Genomic DNA, 26007 nt, shown 5'->3' on the forward strand with positions numbered 1-26007 from the left:
AGATGCGGTTCACACTTGGTTTGGTTGCGCTGATGGCGCTGGTGGCCTGCGCCCCCGCTGTGCCCGATAGCGGTGCCGGGGTCGGCTTTCAGAACTATGACACCTATCAGCGCGACAAGGCCGCGCGCGAAGCGGCACTGGCGCGCGGCGTTCTGCCGCCGCCCGATGCCGTCTCGTCCGAGCCGCTGAGTGCGACAGGTCAGACCACGGCAGGTGCCGACGATGCCGCCACCATTGCCGCCGAAGCGCGCGCGGCGCTTGATGCGGCGGCGGCGAATTCCGGTGTGGCACCGCTTCAGGCCAGCCCCTCTAACCCACCGCCCGCCGTCGAGAATGCCGCTGGCATTTCGCAGGAAAACAATTTTGACGCTGTCGGTGCCGAGCGGTCGATTGCCGAGGATGCGGCACGCATCGCCAACAACCGCGCGCAATATCAGGTGGTGCAGCCGGAGGCGATTGGCAGCCGTCCAAGCGATGTGGGCCCCAATATCGTGGATTACGCGCTGAGCACGAAACATGCCGTGGGCACGCCGGTCTATCGCCGCATGAGCATTAATGCCACCTCGAAATTCGAGCGCAATTGCGCCCAATACCCCTCTGCCGATCAGGCGCAGTTGGATTTCCTGCGGCGCGGCGGCCCGGAAAAAGACCGTCAGGGGCTTGACCCCGATGGCGATGGCTATGCCTGCAACTGGGACCCGCGCCCGTTCCGCAACGCGGTGCGCGGCTGACGCGCGCGTGATCTGGCACCCCTCGCCCAATATCGGCCTGCGCCGGGGGGGCGTGTGCCCGGATATGATCGTGCTGCATTATACCGCGATGGTCACGGTCGAGGCGGCGCTGGAGCGGTTGTGCGATCCCTCTGCCGAGGTGTCGGCGCATTACCTGATCTGCGAGCGTGGCCGCCTCTGGCATCTGGTTGACGAGGGCGCGCGCGCCTGGCATGCCGGGGCAGGGCAGTGGGGGGATGTGACAGATGTCAACTCGCGCTCTATCGGCATTGAACTGGCCAATACCGGCCTGCATCCGTTTCCCGAGCCGCAGATGCGGGCGTTGGAGGGGCTGATTGTGGGCATCATGGCGCGGTGGTCTATCCCGCCTGCCCGGGTCATCGCCCATTCCGATATGGCGCCTGCGCGCAAATGTGATCCGGGGCCGCGTTTTGACTGGCGGCGGTTGGCGCGGCAGGGGCTGTCGATCTGGCCTGCGCAGGGATCTGAAGCCGCCCCAGAGCAATTTTCACACGATGCCGCGCGGTTTGGCTATGTCCGGTCCGAGGGTGTGAGCGAGGCCGATATCCTGCGCGCCTTTCGCCTGCGGTTTCGCCCGCATGTCACGGGGCCGCTTGACCCGCAGGATTGCGCGATGATGGCGGACCTCGCCGCGCGCTTCGCCGTTGACCGCGCCGCGCCAAGCGCCTAAGTCAGCCCTTGCGCGGAGGGCCGGATGGCCGCGGCACCTGCAAGGGTGACGAGGAAAGTCCGGACTCCACAAGACAACGGTGCCGGGTAACGCCCGGCTGGGGTAACCCAAGGGAAAGCGCCACAGAGAAGAGACCGCCCCAGAGTGATCTGAGGTAAGGGTGAAACGGTGGGGTAAGAGCCCACCGCGGGACGGGCAACCGGACCGGCACGGCAAGCCCCACCGGGAGCAATGCCAAATAGGGACCGCGCGCGGGGGCTGGTCCTGGACCCTGGTCCGGGATACCGCCCGCAGGCACGTCTTGGCCCGGCGGTCCGGGTTGGCAGCTAGAGGGGCGTTGGCAACAGCGTCCCAAGAGGAATGGTCATCCAGCCCCGGATTACGGTCCGGGGTGGACAGAATCCGGCTTACAGGCTCTCCGCGCCCTTTTCATTTCTAAGCTTCGGGTTAAAACCCCTCGCATGCCGTATGAATGGACCGCGCCTCGCACCGAGGCTGATACAGATAGAACGCTCTCGCTCTGGCCGCATCGCTCGCTGCCGCGCCGGGGCTTTGCCGCCTTTGTGCTGGCCACGTTCACGCTGATCACCGTGCCGCTCTATCCGCTTCTTGGCACGGCGGTGCTTTGGGGGCTGTTGCCGTTCCTGCTTATGGCGGTGGCGGGGATGTGGTGGGCGTTGGAGCACAGCTATCGTACCGCGCGGCTGACCGAGGTTCTGACCATCGCGCCCGAAGAGGTGCATCTGGTGCGCACCAACCCGCGCGGCGATGTGCAGGAATGGGCCTGCAACCGCTATTGGGCGCAGGTCAATATGCATGACACTGGCGGGCCGGTCGCGCATTACATCACGCTCAAGGGATCAGGCCGCGAGGTTGAGATTGGCGCGTTCCTGTCGGAAGAGGAGCGGATGGCGCTTTACGGCGAATTGGCGGATGCCCTGCGCCCGCCCGGCACGGTGGTGGGGTAGCCTGTGCCGCCCCGGCCTTTGAGCCGGGGCCTCAGGGTTCGGGGCGCGGGGTCCCGGGTCAGGCCCGGGACGGGAACGCCAAGCGCCCTCTTTTCCACACCACCGCGACCTGCTACCAACCGCCATGCTCAGCTATCAGCACCATTACCACGCGGGCAATCCGGCGGATGTCCACAAGCACGCAGCGCTTGCCTGGGTGTTGGACTATCTGTGCCAAAAGCCGAAACCGCTCAGCTATATCGAGACCCACGCTGGGCGCGGCCTCTATGATCTGGGCGATGCCGCGGCGCTGAAAACCGGCGAGGCGGCGCAGGGCGTGGCGCGGCTTGAGGCGCGCTTTGCCACCGACCACCCGTATCGCCGCCGTTTGACCCAGACCCGCGCGGCCCATGGGGCCAGAGCCTATCCCGGCTCGCCCTTGATCGCCGCGCAGAGCCTGCGCCGGGTGGACAGCCTGCATCTGGCCGAACTGCACCCCGCCGAGAACGCGCATCTGCGGCGCAATCTGGCGGGCTATGATGTGAACATCCGCCAGCAGGACGGGTTCGAAATGGCACAAGAGCTGTGCCCGCCCACACCCCGGCGCGGCGTTTTGCTGGTAGACCCCAGCTATGAGGTCAAGACCGAGTATGAGAGCATCCCCCGCCACCTGACCCAGATCGCCCGCAAGTGGAATGTGGGCATCCTGATGCTCTGGTATCCGATCCTGACCAGCGGGGCGCATGAGGGGATGCTGATCCACCTTGGCGCGGCCTTTCCAGAGGGTCTGCGCCACGAGGTCGCCTTTCCCCCCGTCCGCGCCGGTCACCGGATGGTTGGCTCGGGGTTATTTGTGGTCAATGCGCCCTATGGGCTTGAGGCGGAACTTGCGCGGATAACAGAGGTATTCGCGGCGAAAGGGTGAGGGGGCATTTGTAGTGTTGTCATCCTCGGGCTTGACCCGAGGACCTCTGGCCCCGTTGCCCCCTGTCATCCTCGGGCCTGACCCGAGGACCTCTGGCTTCCCGAAAACCTCCCTCTTGCCCCAAGGCACCGATCTCGCCAAGGTTGCAGCGCGGGTTGGTAAAGGTGCGCGCATGGATCAGACGGATTTGACCATCACATTGCCGCTCAGCGCGCAGCAAGGGCAGATCATTCTTTTTGCGCTGGGCATTGCCGTGGCCAGCGTGATCGTCTGGGTCGCGACAGAAACGGAAACCCGCAAACCTTCGCCGTTGGCCCTGCTCAAGGCCTTTGGCTGGGCAATGGTGCCGATCTGGCTTTTGCTCTTTGGTGGCACGCTCTGGCAGGTCTGGCAGATGCTCTCGGGTGGCGACACCGCGTTTGCGGGCAGACAGTCTCTGGGCGCAGGCGCTCTGGTTGCGGCGCTTCTGGGTGCGCCCTTCGTGGTCTGGGGCACGGTGCTGAAACAGCGCACGGTGGATTTCCAGCAAGAGGGCCATATCACCGACCGCATCAACAAGGCGGTGGAGCAGTTGGGGGCGGAAAAGAGCGTCAAGCGCGACGGCAAAGAAACTACGGAACCCAATATCGAGGTCCGCATCGGCGCGATCCTATCACTGGAACGCATCGCGCAGGACAGCACGCGCTATGACAAGGGGCGCGATCATGTGCGGGTGATGGAGATTTTATGCGCCTATGTGCGAGAGAATTCCAACGCCAGAGCGCCGCGTGATTTTCCCTTGGTCGATTGGGAGCCGTTGAAGGACGACGCCACAAAGGCAGAGCGCAAGGCGCATGAGATGTGGCGTGAAGTGCGGTTCAGAGACCGCTTCAATGCCAATGCGCGGGAATGGGCGGTCAGCCTGCCAAAACCCCGCGCAGATATTGCACAGACCTTGCAGGTTCTTGGCCGCCGCACCGCCGAGCAGCGCCGGGTCGAGGCGGCGTGGCCAAATCCGCCAGAGAAAGAGACCGTTTGGCCCTTTGATGTGCCTTGTCCGGAATTGTCAGAAGTGGAGGGTGATGACGTCCGGACATCAGCAGAGATCGAAAGTTTCAAGAAAAAGCTCGTTGCATGGCGCGACCGCCTGCACGACTACTCCGGTTATCGGCTCGACCTGCGGGGGGCCAATTTACAAGGAACAGACCTGTCAGCGAAACGCCCCGATGCCTCTGATGCGGTTTTTGCTGGTTTGTTGCTGGTAGGCACACGGATAGAGGGAGCGAACCTCAGCGAGGCGCGGATGGAAGGGGCGGACCTCAACGCTGCGCGGATGGAGGGGGCGAACCTCAGCAGGGCGCGGATGGAGGGGGCGGACCTCAGCGCGGCGCGGATCGAGGGGGCCAACCTCTTCCGGACGCGGATGGGGAATGCGAACCTCTTCTGGGCGCAGATGGAGGGAGCGAGCCTCTTCTGGGCGCGGATGGAGGGGGCGAGCCTTAGCGGGGCGCGGATGGAGGGGGCGTACCTTAGCGGGGCGCGGATGGAGGGGGCGTACCTTAGCGGGGCGCGGATGGAGGGGACGTTCCTCACAGAGGCGCGGATGGAGGGAGCGAGCCTCTTCCGGGCGCGGATGGATAGTTTCACGTCTCTCATGGCGGCTACTTTCCAAGGTGCCGCCATGAGAGACATGAACTTGAGAAAAGTGCCGATTTTCGCCGAACAGCTCAATTCAAGTTTCGGGGACTTAACTGTCGAATTGCCCAAGGGGATGGCACGACCGGCCCATTGGCCGGATTGGGAATTGGATGGGCAAACCTTCGACACCGAATGGCGCAAGTGGCGGAACAACCCCATTGTCTACACACCGCCGCCGAAGCCGGAGGGGTAGCGCCACCCTCAATTGTCGTCATCCTCGGGCGTAACCCGAGGATCTTTGGCGGTAAGAGGTCCTCGGGTCAGGCCCTAGGAGGACGGGGGTGTGTGAGGGGAGAGGTCCTCGCGCCCGCACCCGAGGGCGACGCCCCCAAATCCCCCCGTTATCCCTGCCCCCTCTCGCAAGGGGGTGCGACAAAATTCTTTGATCTGCATCAAATTCGCGCATTGCCGCGCCCCCCCAGACATTCTAAAACCCTGAAACATCACGGGCATGTGAGACTCAAGCGCTCCCCATGCCCCGCACCAACACCAGCAGGAGGCACACAATGGCAGATGCAGCCATTCACGGCCACGAACACGAAGATCAGCGCGGGTTTTTCACCCGGTGGTTCATGTCTACGAACCACAAGGATATCGGTATCCTCTATCTGATCGTTTCAGCGTTTGTCGGCCTGATCTCGGTCACGTTCACCGTCTATATGCGGATGGAACTGATGGAACCGGGCGTTCAATACATGTGCATGGAAGGCGCACGGTTCATCGCCTCTGATGTTGCCGAATGTACGCCCAACGGTCACCTCTGGAACGTGATGATCACCTATCACGGCGTGCTGATGATGTTCTTTGTCGTCATTCCCGCCCTCTTTGGTGGGTTTGGCAACTATTTCATGCCCTTGCAGATCGGCGCGCCGGATATGGCGTTTCCGCGTATGAACAACCTGTCGTTCTGGCTCTATGTTGCGGGCACCTCGCTGGGTGTGGCCTCGCTCTTGGCGCCGGGTGGCAATGGTCAATTGGGTTCGGGCGTGGGTTGGGTGCTTTATCCGCCGCTTTCGACCAATGAGGCGGGCATGTCGATGGACCTTGCGATTTTCGCGGTCCACGTGTCGGGCGCATCGTCGATCCTTGGGGCGATCAATATGATCACCACCTTCCTCAACATGCGCGCGCCGGGCATGACGCTGTTCAAGGTGCCGCTGTTTTCCTGGTCGATCTTTGTCACCGCCTGGCTGATCCTGCTCAGCCTGCCGGTTCTGGCGGGGGCGATCACCATGCTGCTCACCGACCGTAACTTTGGGACCACCTTCTTTGATCCCTCGGGCGGCGGCGATCCGATCCTCTACCAGCACATCCTGTGGTTCTTTGGCCATCCGGAAGTGTATATCATCATCCTGCCCGGGTTTGGCATCATCAGCCATGTGATCGCCACCTTCTCGCGCAAGCCGATCTTTGGCTATCTGCCGATGGTCTGGGCGCTGATCGCGATTGGGGTTCTGGGCTTTGTCGTCTGGGCGCACCACATGTATACCGTGGGCATGTCGCTGACGCAGCAGAGCTATTTCATGCTGGCGACGATGGTCATCGCGGTGCCGACGGGCGTCAAGGTGTTCTCTTGGATCGCCACGATGTGGGGCGGCTCGATCGAATTCCGCACACCGATGCTTTGGGCCTTTGGCTTTCTCTTCCTCTTCACCGTGGGCGGCGTGACCGGCATTGTCCTCAGCCAAGCTGCCGTGGACCGCGCCTATCATGACACCTACTATGTCGTGGCGCATTTCCATTATGTGATGAGCTTGGGGGCCGTGTTCGCGATCTTTGCGGGGATTTACTTTTACTTCCCCAAGATGACCGGGCGTATGATCCCTGAATGGGGTGGCAAGCTGCACTTCTGGGCGATGTTCATCGGTGCGAACCTTACCTTCTTCCCGCAGCACTTCCTGGGTCGTCAGGGCATGCCGCGCCGTTACATCGACTATCCCGAGGCTTTCGCGCTGTGGAACTGGTGGTCGTCGATTGGGGCCTTCCTGTCCTTCGCGTCGTTCGTGTTCTTCTTTGGCCTCGTGATCTATGCCCTCTTCCGGGGCGCCCGCGAGACCCGGCCGAACCCGTGGAACGAATATGCCGACACGCTGGAATGGACCCTGCCGTCGCCGCCGCCGGAGCACACCTTTGAGCAGCTTCCCAAGCGCGAAGATTGGGACAAGCAGCCCGCGCACTAAGGCGGACCGCATGAAACACAAAGGCCCCGGAGAGATCCGGGGCCTTTTGCATGGCAGCAGCCCAATCCTGCGGCGTGCGGCATTGCCCAAGCATCGCAGCCGATGCGCGGCCCCGCGATTGGCGCGCTATCACCAAGGTGATCTCCGGTGATCACCTGTGACCGGCCCCGCGATTGCCATGCGGCCAAGCGGTGCCTAAGTGCAATTTCCACACAGTCTAAAGGGAGATTTCAATGCTTATCACGCGTCGTCACTTCGCTGGCCTCACTCTGGCCGCTGCCGCCACAGCGCTTGGGGCCGCGCCATCCTTTGCGGCCTCGGATATCCGCAAGGGCACGCTTTCGGGTCGGCAGGGTTATACCGTGTCGGGAACGGTCAAGATCAAGAAAAAGGATGGCAAAACCGTCGTTCATCTTGCAGATGACTATCTTTTTGATCCCAGCAAGAACCCACCGGATATCAAGATCGGTTTTGGCAATGGCGAGCAATATGCCAAGGGTTCCAAGATCCACGACAAGCTGACCGTCAAGAAAGGGGCTGCAAGTTTCGAGGTGCCCGCCGGGATCAATACCGACGACTTCCAAGAGCTCTATATTTATTGCGAGCAGTTCAGCGTCATTCTGGGTGTCGCCCCGCTCAAATGATCTGGCGGCGCATCACAACATTGAAAACCGCTGGAAATGGCGGTTTTTTCTCGTCTTACTCCTTGCCCCATGATGGTCAAACGCGCAACGTCCCCGCGCCGCCGAGTTTGAGAACCAAGGCCGATGTATGCACAGGATTCCTTTTTCGATCTGTCCACCGGGGGGCAGATCGGCCTTGTTGGGCTGAGCGGTTTTCTTTTCATTCTGTTCATTCTGGCCGCCAGAGTTTTGTTGCGACATCGGGGCATCTGGAGCAGGCTTTTGGGGGCTCTGGTTCTGTTCTGGCTCTTTATCTGGCTCTCGCCCCAGCTCTATTACGAATACTACCGCCTGCTGATCCCAAGCCTGCCTGCTCAATGGGTGATATGGCCGCCGCGCAACCCAACTGAGGGGATTGTGCTTTTGGTGTTGCAAGGCCCTCAGAGCCTTGCAGCGCATGGGCAGGCCGTCTTGGGTTGGTGTCTTTTGGCCGCGCCCTTTATTCGTGGTTCAGCCAAGCGTCGCCGGTAATCATTCCAGCCGCACCAGAGCGGCAAAGCGGTCGCGCGCCACCTCTCGGATCACCCGCACGATGCGTTCCACCATCGGCCCATGCGCCGAGCGCCTGCGCCACGCCACCCCGACCGAGCGCAGGAACCTGTCCTGACGAAAGCTGAGGATCGCCACGTCGCCGGTTTCGGGGGACACTTCGGACTGCACATAAAGCGCGGGCAGAAAGCAGATGCCCATGTTCAGGGCCGTCATCTGGCGCAGGGCGTCAAGGCTGGTGCCCTCATACTCTTGCCGTAGCTGCGCGCCCACCTCTTCGCAGAGCGTGACAATCTGCGTATGCATGGGATAGCCACGCGGCAGCGCCAGAATATCCTGACCCGCCAGATCCGCATCCTGCGCCGAGGCTTGCCCCGCCAGCGGATGATCCTGCGCCACCGCCAGCTTGAGCGGTTCGCGAAACAGGCGCTCTACGGCAATGTCGCTCGAGTTGAGCGGCAGTTGCGCAAGGATCAGATCATGCCGCCCCTCAAGCAGTTCTTCTTGCAATACCGTGGGGGCGGCATCGCGGATAATGAGCTTGAGCCCCGGATAGGTCCGCCGCAATCGCCGCACCACATAGGGCAGGAAATAGGGGCCAAGCGTTGGGCTGGCCCCAAGACGGATGGTGCCAGCCATACCCTCGCGCGTGGATTGGGCCAGACTGCCGAGAACCTCGGCCTCTTCGATCATCTTGCGGGCATGGGTCAGAACCTCGCGCCCGCCCGGTGTCAGGATGGCCCCACGATGCCCGCGCTCGACCAGTGTCATCCCAAGCGCGGTTTCCAGACCAAGGATTTGCTGGCTCAGCGAGGGTTGGCTGACGCCCACACGTTCGGCGGCCTTACGGTAATGCCCGGTCTCGGTCAGGGCGATGAAATATCGCAATTGCCTGAGCGTTATGTCTTGTGCCATGTCACCCCCCTTGTCAGATCCTAAGATAGGAAACTCCTATCGAATTTTAATATCCCATTGGATTTTATCTGCGTTGGTTCTGCCCATATCCCAAGTGTCAGCACGATGCCCCGCTGATGCCCCAACAAGGAGACCCCGCATGACGCCGCGCCGTATTTCGCCCCAATCGCTGCTTAGCCGGATGGCCACCCTGCGCCGCCGCCATCAGAACATTGATGCCCTGATCACAACAGAGCACCAGCGTCCGATGCCCGACATGGCCGTGTTGAAGCGGCTGAAACAGGAACGCCTCGGGCTCAAGGATGCCATTCACGTCACCCGCCTGATGCTGGCGCGGTGCACCCCGGACACGGTGCGCACCGGCTGATCGCACACCCAAGTCTTGAAAGCCTGACCATGTCCTATCTCTATCTCTCGGTGATGTCCTCGCGGCTGTTTCACAGTGCCGATCTTGATGGCCTGCACGAGGCCCTGACAGAAACGCCGCACACATCCACCCAAGGGGTTCCGCACGCCGGGTCGCACCCTGTCCTTGTCCAGTCTCCGCGACAGCCCTCTGCCGCAGACACGCCTTGCTCCGCATGCAAGGTATGAGGCCAGCGGCCTGCGCCCCCATCCCGGGCGCCTAGCGTGCGAAGAACAGACCCCGGAGCGTTCCGGGGTCTGTTGCGTTTTGGGGCCTGCAGCGTGGCGGAACGCCGGGCCAACAGAAAGAATGCTGCGCGGGTTCCTGACGCCCTCGCACGCTAGGCGGTCGCATTCACCCTTTCGGCGGCTTGGTTCTGCATGCTATCCCAATGGCCAAGCTACGCAGGACCGACAGCATGACCCACGAAATTCGCCTCGCCTTTGAGCATCCTTCTGCCCGCGCGCGCGCCACCTCGCCCGATGGGCCGCTTGATCGAATTTCCGTGCGCGATCACGTAGTCGAGGTCGAGATCGGCGCCTTTCAGGCCGAGCGCGGCACAACGCAGCGCATCTGCTTTAATGTCGTGGTCGAGGTGCGCCCGCTGACCGATGCCATCGAGGATGATGTGGACCGCATCCTGAGTTATGACAAGGTGACAGAGGCGATTGCCGCTGAACTGGCAGAAGAGCGGTTGAACCTGCTGGAAACCCTCGCCGAACGCATCGCCGAGCGCATCCTGTGGGAGCCGCAGGCGGTGCGCACCTTTGTGCGGATCGAAAAGCTGGATCGCGGGCCGGGCGCGCTTGGGGTCGAGATTGTACGCTCTGTGAACGACCTCAAGACCAAGCCGATCACGCCCCATGCCGCGACGACGCCGCATCCGCATGTGGTGTTCCTGACCAATACCGCGATCCGCTCGCCCAACCTCTCGCGCTGGCTCGATCAGCTTGAGGCGCGGGCAGAGCCGGTGATCCTCTGTGTGGGCCGGGCCGACGAAGTGCCGCCCCAGACCGGCCACCGCATGACACAGCGCCGCGTCGATCTATTGGCGATGGAACAGAACGCTTGGGTTCTGGCCGGGCGGGATGAGCGCTGCGTCGTGGTGGCCACGCGCACCGAATTGGATTGGTCGATGAAACACGGCCAGATCAGCGTCTGGGCCCCGTCCAAGATCGTGCTTGATGCTGTCGACGGCCCGGGTGTGGCGACCGATGATCCGGTGGCGCTCGCCGCATGGTTCGCAGGCTATATCGAGGCGTCGGACCTGTTGATGATTGGCGAAACGCCCCCCAAATCCTGCCGCGTGCCGGTGCTCTTTCAGGATGTGGCGCAATCGGGGCTGTGAGTGGCGGGCGTCAGCCCGGCACAACCTGCCCCTGATCCAGCCGCAAGATACGGTCCATACGCGCCGCCAGATCAAGGTTATGCGTGGCAATCAGCGCCGAAAGACCGGTGCCCCGCACCAACCCCGTGAGCGCGGCAAAGACCTGATCCGAGGTGCCGGGATCAAGATTGCCGGTCGGTTCGTCCGCCAAAAGCACGCGGGGCCCATTGGCCAGCGCCCGGCAAAAGGCCACGCGCTGTTGTTCACCCCCCGACATGGCCGAAGGCCGGTGCCCGGCGCGCGCCCCCACGCCCACCTGTTCCAATAGCGCCTGCGCCCGCGCCACGGCATCCCGCCGCGCCACGCCATTGGCCAGTTGCGGCAGCACGATATTTTCCAGTGCGCTGAACTCGGGCAGAAGATGGTGAAACTGATAGACAAAGCCCACCTCTTGCCGCCGCACCATGGTGCGCCGCCGGTCCGTGAGGCCGGTCATGTCCTCGCCCCCGATCTCGACCCGCCCCGCGTCGGGCGTATCAAGCAGCCCCGCGATATGCAGCAGCGTGGATTTGCCCGCGCCTGACGGGGCGACCAGCGCCACCATCTCGCCGCGTGCAAGGGTCAGGTCAACGCCGTTCAACACCCGCACCTCAGAGGTCTGCCCGCGATTATAGATCTTCTCGACGCCCGACAGGCGCAGCATGGCCTCACTCATAGCGCAGCGCCTCCACCGGGTTCATCCGTGCCGCCCGCCGCGCCGGAAAGATCGTCACGACAAAGCTGAGGCCCAGCGACAGCATCACCGCCGACAGCACATCCTCAGACCTCAGTTGCGCGGGCAGCCGGTAGATGCCGCGGATCGACGGATCCCAGACCTGACCGCCCATCGCCATATTCACAAAGCTGAAAATCGGGTCGATATAAAGCGCGAAAAGACAGCCCAGGATCACCCCCATCGCCGTGCCGATCATCCCGGTAAAGGCCCCGCAGATAAAGAACACCCGCAGGATCGACCCCTCGGTCAGGCCCATGGTGCGCAGGATGCCGATATCCCGGCCTTTGTTCTTGACCAGCATGATCAGGCCGCTTGTGATGTTCATCGCCGCAATCAGCACAAGGATCGAGAGGATCACGAACATCACGTTATCCTCGACCTCGAGCGCACGCAGGAATGACCCGCTCGCATCCTGCCACGTCCAGAGCAAGGCGCGCTCACCCGCCGCCTCCAAGAGCGGCACGGTCAGGTCGTCGACGCGCTCAGGCTCGGCCACCATTACCTCCAACTCATCGGCGCGCCCGTCGCGGTTGAAAAAGCTCTGCGCCTCGGCAAAGGGCAGATAGGCGCGAACCCGGTCGATGTCATAGCGCCCGGCGGTAAAGATATAGACCACCTCATAGGCATTGACGCGCGGGCTGGTTCCCAAGGGCGTTTTGACCCCGTTTGGGGAAATCAGCTTGATCCGGTCGCCCACTGTGACGCCCAGTTCCTGTGCCACGCCGGAACCGATGGCGATCCCTTGGTCAAAGCGCGCGATGTCGCCGACGGCGGTCTCGGGGTCGGCGACGCGGGGGATGGTCGCCAGATCCTGCGCCGTGATGCCATACACCTGCACGCCTGCGTTGCGGTCGCGGGCATTGGCCATGACCTGCCCTTTGACAAGCGGGGCCACGCGCGTGACGCCGGGCACCGCGCGCACGCGGTCCGCCATGGCGGCATAATCCTCTAGGCTGCGGTCCACCCGGCCCGTCGCATCTACCGCGCCGGAATTATAGACGGTGACATGCGCATTGGCCCCAAGGATCGTATCGACGAATTCCGCACGAAAGCCCGAACGCACGGCCAGCGTGGCGATAAGGGCAAAAACCGCAAGGGTGATGCCGATCAGGCTGATCCAAGTCATCACGCTGACGCCGCCCTCGGCCCGTTTGGCGCGCAGATAGCGCCAAGCGATCAGCCATTCAAAGGCGGCAAAAGGGGCGGGTGTTCTGGCCATTCCGGCTCCTTCGGTCTGGGGTTCGGGCGGAGAGTGGGGGTTTCGGGTAGGGGCGTCAAGGGACGGGGGGGCTTGGATCTCCCCCGCGCGGAACAAGGCGCGTAGCGCCGCCGCGCGGATCGCTGGGCCGTCCCGCGGCCTAGCGATTTTGAGAGGGATCGCATTGCTGAGGGGTCATACGGGTTTGGCTAGCATAAAGTGGCAGCCAAATCCGTTGCATCGCTAGACCCCGGCCCAGCGACCGAGCGGCTCTCCCCGCTCAAACCCTCACAAACTCGGCCGCAGCACATGCCCCGCATAGATCTGCGCCAACTTTTCCACCGCCTGCTCGGGCGGCAATTCCTCGCTGATGCCCGTGCGGCGGCTGGTCAGTTCGACCACGCCATTCTTGAGGCCACGCGGCCCCACGGTGATGCGCCACGGCAGGCCGATCAGGTCCATCGTGGCAAACTTGCCGCCCGCCCGCTCGTCGCGGTCATCGTAAAGCGGCTCCATCCCCAAGGCCACCAGCGACGCATAAAGCGCTTCGCAGGCGGCATCCGCCTCGGCATCGCCTTGCTTGAGGTTCACGATGCCCGCATGGAACGGCGTCACCCCTTCGGGCCAAATGATGCCCTTGTCATCATGGTTGGCCTCGATGATCGCCCCGATCAGGCGGCTCACGCCAATGCCATGGCTGCCCATATGCACCGGCACGGATTTGCCATCCGGCCCCTGCACATTAGCCCCCATCGGTTCGGAATATTTGGTGCCGAAATAGAAAATCTGGCCCACTTCGATGCCCCGGCTGGCGCGGCGGCGCGCCTCGGGGATCGCCTCGTAAAGCGCGGCATCATGCGTCTCGTCGGTGCGCGCATAGGGCGTGGTCCATTCGGTGACGATGGCCTCGCATTCGGCGCGGCTGGCGTAATCCACCACACGACCGCCAAGGCGCAGATCGGTGATGGCGCTGTCATAGAACACCTCTGATTCGCCGGTATCGGCCAGAACCAGAAATTCATGCGTGTCATCGCCACCAATCGGGCCGCTATCCGCCCGCATCGGAATGGCCTGCAATCCCATCCGCTCATAGGTGCGCAGATAGCTGACCATATGGCGGTTATAGGCGTGCAGCGCGTCTTCCTTGGTCAGGTCAAAGTTATACCCGTCCTTCATCAGGAATTCGCGACCCCGCATGACGCCGAACCGAGGCCGCACCTCGTCGCGGAATTTCCACTGGATGTGATAGAGCGTCAGCGGCAGGTCTTTGTAACTGCCGACATGCGCCCGGAAAATATCGGTGATCAGCTCTTCGTTGGTCGGACCATAGAGCATGTCGCGATCATGCCGGTCCTTGATCCGCAGCATTTCCGCGCCGTAATCGTCATAGCGCCCGGATTCCCGCCACAGATCCGCCGATTGCAGCGTCGGCATCAAAACCGGAATATGGCCGGCGCGCACCTGTTCTTCATGCACGATGTTTTCCAGCTTGCGCAGGATCTTGAACCCCAAGGGCAGCCAGGAATAAATCCCGGCGCTCGCCTGCTTGATCATCCCCGCCCGCAGCATCAGCCGATGCGAGGCAATCTGCGCCTCAGCGGGGGTTTCCTTGAGAACGGGCAGAAAATAACGGCTCAGACGCATGGGCAGGGCACCTTTGAGAGGAAATGCTTGATGGCGTCGGAGTATCCTAGGGCAGGGGGCGGGGCAAGGGGCAGGGGGCCCTCACCCCGCCAACCGCCCCAGTAGCGCGCGCATGAACGCGTGCCCGGCCTCGAACTGTGCCACGGTGATGTATTCATCGGGCTGGTGCGCCTGCGCGATGTCGCCGGGGCCACAGATCACGGCGGAATAGCCCGCTTCTTGAAACTGCCCAGCCTCGGTGCCGTAGCTGACCACATGGCGGCCATTGTCGCCGGTGATCTGGCGCACAAGACCCTCTGCCGCGCCCGCCTCTTCGGGTTGCAGGCCCGGCACGCGGAAACGGGGGCGCAGGTCAATCCGCGCCTCAGGGCGCACCGCCTGCATTGCCGCCTCTGCCGCGCGCACCTCTGCCTCAAAGCGGGCACCCCAGTCTTCGGCATCCTCGCCCGGCACCATCCGCATATCCATGCCAAAGTAGCAGTCCTTGGCGGTGATGTTATGCGCCGTGCCCCCCGAAATCTGCCCCACATGCAGCGTGGTCCAGGGCGGGTCGAACAGTGCGGCCAGCTCTGTTGCCGGTTGCGCCCGGTTTTCGGCATTGCGGGCATTGGCCCAGTCGATCAAGGGCGCTGCGGCCATGATCGCATTGACGCCGGTGTGCATCAGCGAACTGTGAACCTCATAGCCCAACACATGCACGTTATAGCCAATCCCGCCCTTGTGGCCCGTGACCGCCTGCATCATCGACGGCTCGCCGATAATGGCCAGCTCCGCGCGCGGCAGCACTTCGAGCATGCGCTCAATCATCGGTGGCGCGCCCAGACAGCCCACCTCTTCGTCATAACTCAGCGCCAGTTGCAGGGGCCGCGCCACGCCGGAATGATGCGCCTCGACCAAGGCCCAGATCGCCAGCGCGTCAAACCCTTTCATGTCGCAGCACCCGCGCCCGTAATATTTACCGTCGCGTTCGACCACGGCAAAAGGATCGCTGGCCCAGGGCTGGCCATCCACCGGCACCACATCGGTATGACCCGAGAGCACGACACCCCCCGCCACCCAAGGCCCGACATGCGCGAAAATCGCGGCCTTATCGCCGGTCTCGTCATAGTGGCGATGCGATTCTATCCCGTGGCTCGCCAGATACTCCTCGACCCACTCCACCAAAGGCAGATTGCTGTCGCGGCTTACAGTCGGAAAACCCACCAACCGCTCCATGATCTCGACCGGCGTCAATCGCGCTGCCATGCTCAATACCCGCTTTCTGAGGTCAGCACGAAATGCCCCGGATCCACCTCTTTATACACCGACGGTCCCGGATCGTATCCGACCCGGTGGATGGGCGAGGGGATCGGCTTGAAATTCAGGTCCTTCTCGGATTTCCGCAGCTTTGGATCGGCAATCGGCACCGCCTTCATCAGGGCCTGCGTATAGGGATGTTGCGGGTTTTCAAACACCGCCGCGCGCGGTCCCCGTTCGACAATCCGGCCCAGATACATGACGCCCACATCATGGCTCACGCGTTCGACCACGGCCATGTCATGGCTGATAAAGACGTAACTCAGGCCCAAATCGGCCTGTAATTCCATCATGAGGTTGAGCACCTGCGCCTGCACGCTGACATCGAGCGCGCTCACCGCCTCATCCGCGACGATAAGCTTGGGGTTGAGGGCCAGCGCACGGGCAATCGCCACCCGTTGCCGCTGCCCGCCGCTCAACTCATGCGGAAAGCGCCGCAGGAAAGAGCGCGGCAATTCCACCCGGTCAAACAGCATCGCCACCCGGTCTTCGATCTCTGAGGCGGACACCAGCCCGTAATTCTTCATCGGCTCTGCCACCTGCGCCGCCAGCTTCATCTGCGGATTGAGGCTGGCAAACGGGTCTTGAAACACCATCTGCATGTCCACGCGGGCGCGGCGCAGATCGCGCGGGGCAAGCGCCATGATATCGACACCGTCCAGCACCACCTCGCCGGCCATCGGCTCGACCAGCCGCAGGATCGAGCGGCCCGCAGTGGATTTGCCACAGCCCGATTCCCCCACAAGCGACAGCGTGCGCCCCTTTTGCAGGGTAAAGGACAGATCCTCGACCGCATGCACATTGGCCAGCGTCCGGCGAAAGAACCCGCCCTTGACCGGAAAGCGCGTGGTCAAGCCCTTGACGCGCAACAGCTCTTTGTCGTGCCCCTTGATCGGTTTGATCTCTTGCGCGTCCGATCCCAAAAGGCGCATCGGCTCTGGCCAGACCTTGCCCCGCATCTCGCCCAGCTTGGGCACAGCGGCGAGCAGCGCCTTGGTATAGTCATGGCATGGCGCTTCGAATATCTGTGCAACCGGCCCTTCTTCGACCTTGGTGCCGCGAAACATCACCACCACCCGGTCGGCCATCTGCGCCACCACGGCCATATCATGGGTGATGAAAATCACCGCCGTGCCGGTTTCGCGCTTGAGCCGATCAATCAACGCCAGAATTTCGGCCTGAATGGTCACGTCAAGCGCGGTCGTCGGCTCGTCCGCAATCAGCAGGCGCGGCTTGCACGCCAACGCCATGGCGATCACCACCCGCTGCCGCATCCCGCCAGACAACTCGTGCGGATATTGCTGCAACCGCCGCTCCGGCTCTGGGATACGCACCTCGCGCAATAGCTCTAGTGCCTGCGCCCGTGCCGCCGCCTTGTCTAGGCCGCGATGCACGCGCAGCCCCTCGGACAATTGCCGCCCCACGGTAAAAACCGGGTTAAGCGCCGTCATCGGCTCTTGAAAGATCATCCCGATCTCATTTCCCCGGATCGTGCGCATCAGGCTCTGATCCGTCTTGGCCAGATCGACCGTGCCGCCCTCTTTGCGGTCAAACAGGATACGCCCACCCGCAATCGTGCCGCCGCCATACTCGATCAGCCGCATCAACGACAACGATGACACCGATTTGCCCGACCCGCTCTCGCCCACGATACAGACCGTCTCGCCGGGGTTCACCGCAAAGGACACATCCTCGACCCCCACCACCGGGCCATCCCGCGTTTCGAACGCAACCCGGAGATTCTCGATCTGGACAATGGGCGTATCCAGCATGGGCGCTGCCTCTGTATTCAGGGGATCATGCTTAAACGCTACTCACTTTCGCGCGCCCCTGTCAAACAACGCCGCACGTTGCACGCGATGTTGACCAATCGCGCAAATGGAATGCTTGCATTTTATCAGGTTCCGGTCTGAGATGCCCATGCCAGTCAAGGTTGTGGGACCCCCGCACCGGACACGGCATGCGCCCGGCCAAGCCTAACGTGCCGCGGATCAACGAATGAGACGGCCCAAAAATCGCTGTCCAACATCGGAGGAAGACCAAAGCCATGACCCTGAAATCCCTATTGCTTGGCGCCACCGCCGCCACCAGCCTCGCCTCTGTCGCGATGGCAGAGCGTGGCGCGGATGGCCATGTGAACCTGATCTACTGGCAAGCGCCGTCCATCATGAATCCCTATCTTTCGGGCGGCACCAAAGAGGTTGAGGCCGCCAGCCTCGTGATCGAACCCTTGGGCCGTTACAACACCAAGGGCGAGATGATCCCCTATCTGGCCGAAGAAATCCCCACCGTCGCCAATGGCGGCGTGTCCGAGGATCTCACCTCGATCACATGGAAGATCAAGCCGGGCATCACCTGGTCGGATGGCACGCCCTTTACCGCCAATGACGTGAAATTCACCGCCGAATACTGCATGCACCCCGAAGGCGGCTGCGCCCAGCTTGGCAAATACGAAGGTGTTTCCTCGGTCGAAGTGATCGACGATCTGACCGTCAAGGTAAACTTTTCCCAGCCCACCCCGGTGCCCTATGGCCCCTTCATGGGCGGTCAGGCCCCGATCATTCAGGCCGCGCAATTCGCCGACTGTCTGGGGGCCAAGGCGCAGGAATGCGCCGATGCCAATTTCGCCCCCATCGGCACCGGCCCCTTCAAGGTGGATGAATTCCGCCCTAATGACGTGATCTCGCTTTCGGCCAACCCCAATTACCGCGACCCGGCCAAGCCGCGCTTTGCCACGATGACCTTTAAGGGCGGCGGCGATGCCACGGCGGCAGGGCGCGCGGTGCTGGAAACCGGCGAATTCGACTATGCGTGGAACCTGCAACTTGCCCCCGACGTGATCGCCAATATGGAGGCGGCGGGCAAAGGCGTGGCCATGTCGGCCTTTGGCACGCTGGTGGAACGGATCGAGATGAACATGACCGATCCGTCGCCCGACCTGCCCGAAGGCGAGCGCGCCACCGCCAAGCACCCGCACCCGATCCTGACCGACCTGCGCGTGCGCAAGGCGCTCTCGATGGCGATCGACCGCGCCTTGCTGACCGAAATCGGCTATGGCAAGGCGGGGCGACCCACCTGCAACCTCGTGCCGGCACCGGAAATCTTTGCCTCGGACAATACCGATTGCCTGACGCAGGATATCGAAGGCGCCAAGGCGCTCTTGGAAGAGGCAGGCTGGACCGTGGGCGCAGGCGGCATCCGCGAAAAGGATGGCAAGAAGCTGTCGCTGCTATTCCAGACCTCGACCAATGCCGTTCGTCAGGATTTTCAGGCGCTGATCAAACAGTGGTGGTCCGAAATCGGCGTTGAAACCGAACTGCGCAACATCTCTGCCTCGGTGTTCTTTGGCAGCGATCCGGGCAGCCCCGATACCTTCCCCAAATTCTATGCCGATGTGGAAATGTATGCCAACAACTTCGACGGCACCGATCCGCAAAGCTATCTGGCAGGCTACACCTGTGAAAAGGCCCCGCGCCCCGAAACCCAGTGGCAGGGCGAGAATATCAACCGCTTCTGCGATCCCGCCTATGATGCGCTGGTCAAAGAACTGGGCCGCACCGCCGAACTGGACAAGCGCGGCGAGATTGCCAAGAAACTCAACGACATGCTGACCAAGGACAGCTACACCATCGTGCCGCTGGTGGACCGTGGCCGCGTCTCGGCCCGCTCCAACTCGTTGGGCGGGGTAGAGCTGAACACCTGGGACACCGAGTTGTGGAACGCCGCCGACTGGTTCCGGATCAAGTGATCTGACGCCAAAGGCCGCTCCGGGGCATTCTCCGGGGCGGCGCCTTGCTTACCCGACAACGATAAGAACGACCCGCAAAGGCGCCGCGCATGCTGACCTATACGATCCGACGGCTTGTCCTCGCGATCCCGACGCTGCTGTTCATCAGCCTCGTGATCTTTCTCCTGCTCGAACTGGCCCCCGGCGACCCGATGGCGCAGGTGCCGCTGACCGTGCCCCCCGACGTCAAGGAAAAGATGCGTCTGGCGCTTGGTCTGGGCGAGCCCACGCATATCCGTTTCGTCAAATGGATGTGGCAATTCTTTGTGGTCGAGCCGATGATGCTGATCGACTGGCTCTTTGGCACGAGCATGGCCGAGGGGCAGCAGCGCGTGCTCAGCTGGCAATTCCGCTCGCCGGTGATGGATGTGATCGTGCAGCGCATGCCGCAGACCCTCTGGGTGGTGGCGATGTCCTATGTGGTGGGCATCCTTATTGCGCTGCCTATCGGCATCTATTCCGCCTACCGGCAATATTCCGTATTCGATCAGACCGGCACTTTCATCACCATGGTCGGCTATTCCGTGCCGCCGTTCTTTTCCGGCGTGTTGGTGATCGTGATCTTTTCCGTGCAATTGGGCTGGCTGCCCTCGATCTATGACACCACGCTGGTGGTGGTGGACTGGACCACGTTCAAACAGCAACTGATGCAGATGGTCATGCCGGTCATGGTTCTGGCGCTGCAAACGACCGCCCAGATCAGCCGCTTCATGCGCGCCTCGATGCTGGACAATCTGGGTCAGGATTACGTGCGCACGGCGCGTGCCAAGGGGCTGTCGGAATGGTCGGTGGTCATGGTGCATGTGCTGCGCAACTCGATGATCCCGGTGATCACGGTCATCGCCCTTGGCGTGCCGTCGATCTTTGGCGGGGCGATCATCACCGAACAGATTTTCAAGGTGAACGGGCTTGGCCAGCTTCTGATCACCGCAATCGAGGCCAACGACCTGCCGATGGTGCAAACCGTGACCTTCATGATTGCCGTGCTGATCGTGTTTTTCAACATCGTCGCCGATGTGCTCTACGGCGTGTTCGACCCGAGGATTCGCTATGACTGAACCCCAAACCCCCATCGCGGCCCTCAAGGATACCGGCCCCACCGCCCCGCCGCGCAGCCAATGGCGCGATGTCTGGGATCAGTTCAAGAGCCACCGGGGCGCGCTGATTGGCAGTATCGTGCTGATCCTCATCATCGCCGCTGTCTTTCTTGGCCCGCTGGTCTGGCCCTATGACGCCACGTTCATCGACATTCGCGCCCGCAATCAGGGGCCAAGCTGGACGCATCCTTTTGGCACCGATCAACTGGGCCGCGATACGCTGGCGCGGATGATGGCGGGGGGGCAGACCTCGATTGCGGTGGGGTTGACGGCGATGCTCTTGGCGCTTGTGCTGGGCTCACTGGTCGGGGTTCTGGCGGGGTTCTTTCGCCGCCTTGACGGGCCGCTCATGCGCCTCACCGACCTCTTCCTGTCGCTGCCGCTTCTGCCGCTTCTTTTGGTGATGGTGCTGCTCTTCCGCGAGGCGCTCAATGGCGTGTTCGGCCCCGAGCGGGGTATTTTCATTCTCATCGTGGTGGCCATTGGCGTGACAAGCTGGATGCCCACCGCCCGCATCGTGCGCGGCGATGTGCTGGCCTTGAAAGAACGCGAATTCATCCTCGCCGCCCGCTCTATCGGAACCACCAATTTCGGCCTCATCACCCGGCATATCCTGCCCAATGTTATGTCGCCAATCATGGTCTCGGCCACGCTGGGCATCGCCAATGCCATCATTACTGAAAGCGCGCTGTCGTTTCTGGGCTTGGGCTTCCCGCCCGATTTCCCGACATGGGGGCGGCTCTTGAACGACGCCACGCAGTATTTGCAAGACTACCCCGAGCGCGTGTTCTGGCCCGGTTTGGGGATTTCGCTCACGGTGCTGTCGATCAACTATATGGGCGACGGGTTGCGCGACGCGCTCGATCCGAGGATCCGGGGGCGGTGAGGGGGCTTTAACGCATGGTCAGTATGTTACCCGCGCGGAACAAGGCGCGGTACGCGCCGCCGCGCGATCGCTGGGCCGTCCGTCGCACCGAAGGTGCGCCGCGTTATATCGGCACACCTCTGGTGTGACGGCCTAGCGATTTTGAGGCGTAGCACTACTCTGCTGGGTCACACGGACTTGACTGGCATAAAGTGGCATCCAATTCCGTTGTTTCGCTAGACCCCGGCCCAGCGACCGCGCGGCTCGCCGCTTGGAAACGCCCCTTAACCCCTCAGTTATTCCCGCGCTCTGCCTCGATGGCGCGCCAGCGGGCGACGTTGCGGTTATGTTCGTCCAAAGTCTCGGCAAAGGCATGGCCACCGGTGCCATCGGCCACGAAGAACACGTAATCCGTGGTGTCGGGATCAACTGCTGCCTCGATGCTGGCGCGGCCCGGATTGGCAATGGGCGTGGGCGGCAGCCCTTCGATCACATAGGTATTCCAAGGCGTTGCACCGCGCAATTCGCTCTGCCGCAGACCCCGGCCCAACACGCCCTTGCCCTCGGTCACACCATAAATCACCGTCGGGTCAGTCTGGAGCCGCATGCCGCGATTGAGCCGGTTGACGAACACGCTGGCCACTTGCCGCCGCTCATCCGCCACGCCGGTTTCCTTTTCGATGATCGACGCGAGGATCAGCGCCTCTTGCGCGGATTGCAGCGGTAGGCCTTCGGCGCGCCCTTGCCACGCGGCGGCCAAAATAACCGCCTGCGCCTCGCTCATCCGGGTCAGCACGCTCTCGCGCGTGTCGCCGGCGCGCACCTCATAGCTGTCGGGTGCGAGCGTGCCCTCGGCTGGCACCTCGGCCACTTCGCCGGTCAGCACATCGACGGATTTCAACCCCTCGACCACCTGCCAGCTTGTCACGCCTTCCGCCAAGGCCACGCGATAGCGCGTATCGGCCTGTTCGCGCACCTGCGTGAATTCCGCCGGAACCTCGCCCTCGGCGGCTGGATCGAATTTGGCCCGTTCCTCATAGCGGCCCGTGGCGGCATCCAATTCCCGCACCACCACTTCGGCGCTTGTCACGCCCAAGCGATACACCACTTCGGTGCCACAGGTGCTGGCCCCACCGCGCGTGATGATATCGGTGATCTCCGCCATGCTGGCCGCTTCCGGGATCAGCCAGCTTCCGGCCTTAAGCAACGCGTCCTTCTCGGAATATTCCGCACCGATGCGGAAAATCGCGCCGCTCGTCACCGCCCCATCGCTCTCTAACCGGCTCGAGACCCGGCGCATGGTGCTGCCCGGTTCAACCCGCAGGCAGATCGCATCCGACAACGGCCCGCGCGCCGAATACTGCTGCTGCCCCCAGAGGATCACCCCGCCCAGCAGAAACACCGCCACCACCAGCAGCGTCAGGAAATTCGAGACGATGTGTCGCCACATCAGCGCGGTTTCCCGACGATCAGCGCCGCATTGGTGCCGCCAAAGCCAAAGCTGTTGCTCAGCGCCACGTCAATCTTGCGCTCGCGCTTGGCATTGGGCGCCAGATCAAGCGGCGTTTCCACCGATGGATTGTCCAGATTGATGGTGGGCGGGGCCACCTGATCACGGATTGCCAGAATGCAAAAGATCGCCTCAACCGCGCCCGCAGCCCCCAAAAGATGCCCGACCGATGATTTCGTCGAACTCATCGTCACATTCGCCGCCGCATTGCCCAAGAGCCGCTCAACCGCCTGCAATTCGATGGTATCCGCCATAGTCGATGTGCCATGCGCGTTGACGTAATCAATATCCGATGGGTTCAGACCGGCGCGCTGTAGCGCCGCCTGCATCGCCCGGAACCCGCCATCGCCCGTCTCGGAGGGTGCGGTGATGTGATAGGCATCGCCCGACAGGCCATAGCCCAGAATTTCCGCATAGATTTTCGCGCCACGCGCCTTGGCATGCTCGTATTCCTCAAGCACCACGACGCCCGCACCTTCGCCCATGACAAACCCGTCGCGGTCCGCGTCATAGGGGCGGCTTGCGGCCTGAGGATCATCTGCGCGCTTGGTCGAGAGCGCCTTGCAGGCGTTGAACCCGGCAATCCCGATCTCGCAGATCGAGGCTTCGGCCCCGCCCGCCACCATCACATCCGCGTCGCCCCACTGAATAAGCCGCGCCGCATCGCCAATCGCATGCGCGCCGGTGGCGCAGGCGGTCACGACCGAATGGTTTGGTCCCTTGAACCCATAGCGAATGCTCACCTGACCCGAGATCAGGTTGATCAGCGCGCCGGGAATGAAGAACGGCGATACCCGCCGCACGCCTTTTTCGCGGATGATACCGGCCGTTTCCTCGATCGAGCGCAGCCCGCCGATGCCTGATCCCAGCATCACGCCAGTACGTTCGCGCGCGGCCTCATCCTCGGGCATCCAGCCTGAATCCTCGACCGCCTGTTGGGCAGCGGCAATGCCATAGAGGATGAAATCATCGACCTTGCGGCGCTCTTTCGGCTCCATGTACTTATCGGAATGAAAGGTGCCATCGGTGCCATCGCCAAGGGGAATCTGGCAGGCGTATTTCGTCACCACATTGACGGGGTCAAAGCGGATGATGGTTCCCGCCCCCGATTGCCCCGCCAATAGCCTGCTCCAGGTCAGTTCGACCCCATCAGCCAGCGGGGTTACGAGACCCAGACCTGTGACAACGACACGCCGCATGATGCTGCCTTTCCCTTGTGTGTTCTTTTGCTGCTCTTACCCCGCCTTGGCCCCAAGGGGCAAGAGCATCGCACCATCCCCTGCAAGGCCCCGCCAACCGCCGTCACTTCGGCTGGGCTGAACTCTGCTTCAAAAGGATTGGATTGACCGCGCCCACCCCCCGCACCCATAGCTGGCGCGCAGCTATCACAAGAGGGCAGAGCCATGGCCGATATCACCTTGCACGAGATCGAAACGCGCACCACGGCAGCCCTCATTCGGCATGGGGCGGCCCCGTGGATCGCCGCCGAGGTGGCCCGCGCTGTGCGCGCTGCCGAAAGCATCGGCAACCGCATCTGCGGCCTCTACTACCTAGAAAGCTATTGCCAGCAATTGCAGACAGGCCGCGTCAACGGCACGGTCGAGCCAGAGGTAAGCCAACCGCGCCCCGGCGCGGTCTTGGTCGATGCGCGCATGGGCTTTGCCCAACCCGCCTTTGCCCGTGGCATCGACCGTGCCGCAGCAGCCGCGCGGATCAATGGCGTCGCCAGCCTTGCCATCGGTCACGCCCATACCTGCACCTCACTGGGCTATTTCACCGAACAGATCGCACGGCGCGGGCTGATCGGATTGGGGATGACCAATGCCTCGCCCATCGTTGCCGCACCGGGCGGCAAGACGCGGGTGATCGGCACCAATCCCATCGCCTTTTCCGTGCCAGACGGGCAGGGCGGTCTTGCCATGCAATTCGATCAATCGACCACAGTCGTGGCGCTGGGCAAGATCACCATGGCCAAGGCGGCAGGCCAGCCTATCCCGCTGGGCTGGGCGCTTGACGCTCAGGGAAACCCCACCACCGATCCCGAGGCGGCGCTGAGCGGCTCCTTGGTCAGCATCGGCGGGGCCAAAGGCTGGGGCCTTGGCCTTATGGCCGAGCTTTTGGCCGCAGGCCTGACCGGCGGCGTGGTCAGCCGCGATGTGAACCCGCTCAAGGCACCCGATGGCCCGCCGCATGATCTGGGGCAATATTACCTGCTGATGGACCCGGACCTATCCGGTGTCTTCTTCGACCGGTTGGCGCAGGTGGCCGAGGGCGCAACTACGGATGCAGGCGCGCGCATGCCGGGGCAGGGCAAAAAGCCGTGCGATCCCGTCACCGTCCCGGATCCGCTCTGGGCGCAGGTGCGCGATCTGGCCGGTTGATCCCGATCAAGGCATGGGGCACGCTCCAGACCTATAAAAGAGAACCACCGCCTTTGGACACCGCAAGGAGACCTCTTATGCGCGCGACACTCTCGATCGTAATCTTGGCAAGCCTCACTTTGACAAACGCCACGCAAGCCCAGGACATCCGAGCCGGAACCCAGACCTATGAACGCTATTGCGCCGCCTGCCATGGGCATGACGCCACCGGCTTTGGCCCGATGCGGGCGGTGCTGACACTGCTTCCCACTGACCTCACCGCGCTCAGGGCCACGAACAATGGCCATTTCCCGGTTGAACGGGTGGTGCGCCGCATCGACGGGCGTGATCCGCTGGTGTCGCACGGCAGCCCGATGCCGATCTATGGCAGCTTCTTTGAGGATCGCGATACCGGCCTCAAGACCGAGCGCGGACAAATCATCCTGACCAGCCAGCCGGTAATTGATCTGGTGGCCTATCTCGAAACGCTGCAAAAACCCTGAT

At 62.7% G+C, this 26007-nt stretch carries 24 protein-coding genes and 1 other RNA gene; 17 read left to right on the plus strand and 8 right to left on the minus strand.

Going from position 1 to position 26007, the window contains the following annotated elements:
- The first annotated feature begins 2 nt into the window (after nt 1-2).
- The 10 genes from ROSMUCSMR3_RS16510 (at nt 3) to ROSMUCSMR3_RS16550 (ending at nt 8305) form a co-directional block, all read left to right on the plus strand.
- Complete coding sequence (locus ROSMUCSMR3_RS16510) at nt 3-731, plus strand: hypothetical protein (protein ID WP_237183470.1); 729 nt, start codon at nt 3-5, stop codon at nt 729-731.
- 64 nt (nt 732-795) lie between these two features.
- A complete protein-coding gene (locus tag ROSMUCSMR3_RS16515) occupies nt 796-1422 on the plus strand; it encodes an N-acetylmuramoyl-L-alanine amidase (protein ID WP_081508655.1) in 627 nt (208 codons plus the stop codon).
- Between the two features lie 12 nt (nt 1423-1434).
- Nucleotides 1435-1848, plus strand: an RNA gene (rnpB, locus tag ROSMUCSMR3_RS16520) — RNase P RNA component class A.
- Nucleotides 1849-1883: 35 nt separating this feature from the next.
- Nucleotides 1884-2390, plus strand: a complete 507-nt coding sequence (locus ROSMUCSMR3_RS16525) for a DUF2244 domain-containing protein (protein WP_008280058.1) — start codon at nt 1884-1886, stop codon at nt 2388-2390.
- A gap of 124 nt (nt 2391-2514) precedes the next feature.
- Nucleotides 2515-3294, plus strand: coding sequence for a 23S rRNA (adenine(2030)-N(6))-methyltransferase RlmJ (rlmJ, locus tag ROSMUCSMR3_RS16530; RefSeq protein ID WP_081508025.1), 780 nt, complete (start codon nt 2515-2517; stop codon nt 3292-3294).
- Between the two features lie 172 nt (nt 3295-3466).
- Nucleotides 3467-5164: a pentapeptide repeat-containing protein gene (locus tag ROSMUCSMR3_RS16535; protein WP_081508026.1), complete on the plus strand. Its 1698-nt coding sequence runs from the start codon at nt 3467-3469 to the stop codon at nt 5162-5164.
- Nucleotides 5165-5477: 313 nt separating this feature from the next.
- Complete coding sequence (ctaD, locus tag ROSMUCSMR3_RS16540; RefSeq protein WP_008280062.1) at nt 5478-7151, plus strand: cytochrome c oxidase subunit I; 1674 nt, start codon at nt 5478-5480, stop codon at nt 7149-7151.
- Between the two features lie 10 nt (nt 7152-7161).
- Nucleotides 7162-7302 carry a hypothetical protein gene (locus ROSMUCSMR3_RS21585; RefSeq protein ID WP_157667346.1) on the plus strand — a complete coding sequence of 47 codons (141 nt, stop codon included), beginning with the start codon at nt 7162-7164 and terminating at the stop codon, nt 7300-7302.
- An 82-nt stretch (nt 7303-7384) separates the two neighbouring features.
- Nucleotides 7385-7795 carry a DM13 domain-containing protein gene (locus tag ROSMUCSMR3_RS16545; RefSeq protein WP_008280064.1) on the plus strand — a complete coding sequence of 137 codons (411 nt, stop codon included), beginning with the start codon at nt 7385-7387 and terminating at the stop codon, nt 7793-7795.
- 123 nt (nt 7796-7918) lie between these two features.
- Entirely contained in the window at nt 7919-8305 is a 387-nt protein-coding gene (locus ROSMUCSMR3_RS16550; protein WP_081508027.1) for a hypothetical protein, read from the plus strand.
- Here ROSMUCSMR3_RS16550 and ROSMUCSMR3_RS16555 read toward each other — a convergent pair whose 3' ends face one another.
- The gene (locus ROSMUCSMR3_RS16555; RefSeq protein WP_081508028.1) at nt 8306-9238 is read right to left on the minus strand and encodes a hydrogen peroxide-inducible genes activator; all 933 of its coding nucleotides are present in this window, start codon (nt 9236-9238) and stop codon (nt 8306-8308) included.
- A 139-nt stretch (nt 9239-9377) separates the two neighbouring features.
- Here ROSMUCSMR3_RS16555 and ROSMUCSMR3_RS21310 point away from each other — a divergent pair, with 139 nt between their 5' ends.
- Nucleotides 9378-9605 carry a YdcH family protein gene (locus ROSMUCSMR3_RS21310; RefSeq protein ID WP_037297165.1) on the plus strand — a complete coding sequence of 76 codons (228 nt, stop codon included), beginning with the start codon at nt 9378-9380 and terminating at the stop codon, nt 9603-9605.
- 457 nt (nt 9606-10062) lie between these two features.
- Complete coding sequence (locus ROSMUCSMR3_RS16565) at nt 10063-10992, plus strand: dihydroneopterin aldolase (protein ID WP_008280068.1); 930 nt, start codon at nt 10063-10065, stop codon at nt 10990-10992.
- Nucleotides 10993-11002: 10 nt separating this feature from the next.
- On the opposite strand, the gene ROSMUCSMR3_RS16570 is transcribed toward ROSMUCSMR3_RS16565, so the two are convergent.
- The 5 genes from ROSMUCSMR3_RS16570 to ROSMUCSMR3_RS16590 all read right to left on the minus strand — a co-directional run bounded on the left by ROSMUCSMR3_RS16570 (nt 11003) and on the right by ROSMUCSMR3_RS16590 (nt 17656).
- Nucleotides 11003-11686 (minus strand): ABC transporter ATP-binding protein, encoded by a 684-nt coding sequence (locus tag ROSMUCSMR3_RS16570; RefSeq protein ID WP_081508030.1) that lies wholly within the window; start codon nt 11684-11686, stop codon nt 11003-11005.
- On the minus strand, nt 11679-12965 hold the full coding sequence (locus ROSMUCSMR3_RS16575; RefSeq protein ID WP_081508031.1) for a lipoprotein-releasing ABC transporter permease subunit: 1287 nt from the start codon (nt 12963-12965) through the stop codon (nt 11679-11681). Before ROSMUCSMR3_RS16575 ends, ROSMUCSMR3_RS16570 begins: the two co-directional genes overlap by 8 nt.
- 267 nt (nt 12966-13232) lie before the next feature.
- Complete coding sequence (gene proS, locus ROSMUCSMR3_RS16580) at nt 13233-14588, minus strand: proline--tRNA ligase (protein WP_008280072.1); 1356 nt, start codon at nt 14586-14588, stop codon at nt 13233-13235.
- Nucleotides 14589-14669: 81 nt separating this feature from the next.
- Complete coding sequence (argE, locus tag ROSMUCSMR3_RS16585; RefSeq protein ID WP_081508032.1) at nt 14670-15833, minus strand: acetylornithine deacetylase; 1164 nt, start codon at nt 15831-15833, stop codon at nt 14670-14672.
- A gap of 2 nt (nt 15834-15835) precedes the next feature.
- The gene (locus tag ROSMUCSMR3_RS16590) at nt 15836-17656 is read right to left on the minus strand and encodes an ABC transporter ATP-binding protein (RefSeq protein ID WP_081508033.1); all 1821 of its coding nucleotides are present in this window, start codon (nt 17654-17656) and stop codon (nt 15836-15838) included.
- 275 nt (nt 17657-17931) lie between these two features.
- Between ROSMUCSMR3_RS16590 and ROSMUCSMR3_RS16595 the strand changes: the two genes are divergently transcribed.
- From ROSMUCSMR3_RS16595 to ROSMUCSMR3_RS16605, 3 genes are all read left to right on the plus strand, one after another.
- On the plus strand, nt 17932-19632 hold the full coding sequence (locus tag ROSMUCSMR3_RS16595; protein WP_008280075.1) for a peptide ABC transporter substrate-binding protein: 1701 nt from the start codon (nt 17932-17934) through the stop codon (nt 19630-19632).
- A gap of 89 nt (nt 19633-19721) precedes the next feature.
- Entirely contained in the window at nt 19722-20729 is a 1008-nt protein-coding gene (locus tag ROSMUCSMR3_RS16600; protein WP_081508034.1) for an ABC transporter permease, read from the plus strand.
- Nucleotides 20722-21654, plus strand: a complete 933-nt coding sequence (locus ROSMUCSMR3_RS16605) for an ABC transporter permease (protein WP_081508035.1) — start codon at nt 20722-20724, stop codon at nt 21652-21654. The genes ROSMUCSMR3_RS16600 and ROSMUCSMR3_RS16605 overlap by 8 nt, the downstream gene beginning before the upstream one ends.
- Before the next feature lie 271 nt (nt 21655-21925).
- Here ROSMUCSMR3_RS16605 and mltG read toward each other — a convergent pair whose 3' ends face one another.
- Entirely contained in the window at nt 21926-23083 is a 1158-nt protein-coding gene (gene mltG / locus ROSMUCSMR3_RS16610) for an endolytic transglycosylase MltG (protein ID WP_008280078.1), read from the minus strand.
- Complete coding sequence (gene fabF / locus ROSMUCSMR3_RS16615) at nt 23083-24342, minus strand: beta-ketoacyl-ACP synthase II (protein WP_008280079.1); 1260 nt, start codon at nt 24340-24342, stop codon at nt 23083-23085. The genes mltG and fabF overlap by 1 nt, the downstream gene beginning before the upstream one ends.
- Nucleotides 24343-24546: 204 nt before the next feature.
- On the opposite strand from fabF, the gene ROSMUCSMR3_RS16620 reads away from it, so the two are divergent.
- Both ROSMUCSMR3_RS16620 and ROSMUCSMR3_RS16625 read left to right on the plus strand, forming a co-directional pair.
- Nucleotides 24547-25524, plus strand: a complete 978-nt coding sequence (locus ROSMUCSMR3_RS16620; RefSeq protein WP_008280080.1) for an Ldh family oxidoreductase — start codon at nt 24547-24549, stop codon at nt 25522-25524.
- 77 nt (nt 25525-25601) lie between these two features.
- Nucleotides 25602-26006 (plus strand): c-type cytochrome, encoded by a 405-nt coding sequence (locus ROSMUCSMR3_RS16625; RefSeq protein WP_081508036.1) that lies wholly within the window; start codon nt 25602-25604, stop codon nt 26004-26006.
- The last annotated feature ends 1 nt before the right edge of the window (nt 26007 follow it).

It is taken from the genome of Roseovarius mucosus, assembly GCF_002080415.1.
GTDB classification, from domain to species: domain Bacteria; phylum Pseudomonadota; class Alphaproteobacteria; order Rhodobacterales; family Rhodobacteraceae; genus Roseovarius; species Roseovarius mucosus_A.

Bases quoted from the DNA above. Each gene is read 5' to 3' on its own strand.
- ROSMUCSMR3_RS16590 (WP_081508033.1), bottom strand. From the start codon at position 17,656: ATGCTGGATACGCCCATTGTCCAGATCGAGAATCTCCGGGTTGCGTTC.
- ROSMUCSMR3_RS16565 (WP_008280068.1), top strand. From the start codon at position 10,063: ATGACCCACGAAATTCGCCTCGCCTTTGAGCATCCTTCTGCCCGCGCG.
- ROSMUCSMR3_RS16550 (WP_081508027.1), top strand. From the start codon at position 7,919: ATGTATGCACAGGATTCCTTTTTCGATCTGTCCACCGGGGGGCAGATC.
- proS (WP_008280072.1), bottom strand. From the start codon at position 14,588: ATGCGTCTGAGCCGTTATTTTCTGCCCGTTCTCAAGGAAACCCCCGCT.
- ctaD (WP_008280062.1), top strand. From the start codon at position 5,478: ATGGCAGATGCAGCCATTCACGGCCACGAACACGAAGATCAGCGCGGG.
- ROSMUCSMR3_RS16515 (WP_081508655.1), top strand. From the start codon at position 796: ATGATCGTGCTGCATTATACCGCGATGGTCACGGTCGAGGCGGCGCTG.
- ROSMUCSMR3_RS16510 (WP_237183470.1), top strand. From the start codon at position 3: ATGCGGTTCACACTTGGTTTGGTTGCGCTGATGGCGCTGGTGGCCTGC.
- ROSMUCSMR3_RS16525 (WP_008280058.1), top strand. From the start codon at position 1,884: ATGCCGTATGAATGGACCGCGCCTCGCACCGAGGCTGATACAGATAGA.
- ROSMUCSMR3_RS21585 (WP_157667346.1), top strand. From the start codon at position 7,162: ATGAAACACAAAGGCCCCGGAGAGATCCGGGGCCTTTTGCATGGCAGC.
- mltG (WP_008280078.1), bottom strand. From the start codon at position 23,083: ATGTGGCGACACATCGTCTCGAATTTCCTGACGCTGCTGGTGGTGGCG.
- argE (WP_081508032.1), bottom strand. From the start codon at position 15,833: ATGGCAGCGCGATTGACGCCGGTCGAGATCATGGAGCGGTTGGTGGGT.
- ROSMUCSMR3_RS16545 (WP_008280064.1), top strand. From the start codon at position 7,385: ATGCTTATCACGCGTCGTCACTTCGCTGGCCTCACTCTGGCCGCTGCC.
- ROSMUCSMR3_RS16625 (WP_081508036.1), top strand. From the start codon at position 25,602: ATGCGCGCGACACTCTCGATCGTAATCTTGGCAAGCCTCACTTTGACA.
- ROSMUCSMR3_RS16570 (WP_081508030.1), bottom strand. From the start codon at position 11,686: ATGAGTGAGGCCATGCTGCGCCTGTCGGGCGTCGAGAAGATCTATAAT.
- fabF (WP_008280079.1), bottom strand. From the start codon at position 24,342: ATGCGGCGTGTCGTTGTCACAGGTCTGGGTCTCGTAACCCCGCTGGCT.
- rlmJ (WP_081508025.1), top strand. From the start codon at position 2,515: ATGCTCAGCTATCAGCACCATTACCACGCGGGCAATCCGGCGGATGTC.
- ROSMUCSMR3_RS16620 (WP_008280080.1), top strand. From the start codon at position 24,547: ATGGCCGATATCACCTTGCACGAGATCGAAACGCGCACCACGGCAGCC.
- ROSMUCSMR3_RS16535 (WP_081508026.1), top strand. From the start codon at position 3,467: ATGGATCAGACGGATTTGACCATCACATTGCCGCTCAGCGCGCAGCAA.
- ROSMUCSMR3_RS16600 (WP_081508034.1), top strand. From the start codon at position 19,722: ATGCTGACCTATACGATCCGACGGCTTGTCCTCGCGATCCCGACGCTG.
- ROSMUCSMR3_RS16605 (WP_081508035.1), top strand. From the start codon at position 20,722: ATGACTGAACCCCAAACCCCCATCGCGGCCCTCAAGGATACCGGCCCC.
- ROSMUCSMR3_RS21310 (WP_037297165.1), top strand. From the start codon at position 9,378: ATGACGCCGCGCCGTATTTCGCCCCAATCGCTGCTTAGCCGGATGGCC.
- ROSMUCSMR3_RS16575 (WP_081508031.1), bottom strand. From the start codon at position 12,965: ATGGCCAGAACACCCGCCCCTTTTGCCGCCTTTGAATGGCTGATCGCT.
- ROSMUCSMR3_RS16555 (WP_081508028.1), bottom strand. From the start codon at position 9,238: ATGGCACAAGACATAACGCTCAGGCAATTGCGATATTTCATCGCCCTG.
- ROSMUCSMR3_RS16595 (WP_008280075.1), top strand. From the start codon at position 17,932: ATGACCCTGAAATCCCTATTGCTTGGCGCCACCGCCGCCACCAGCCTC.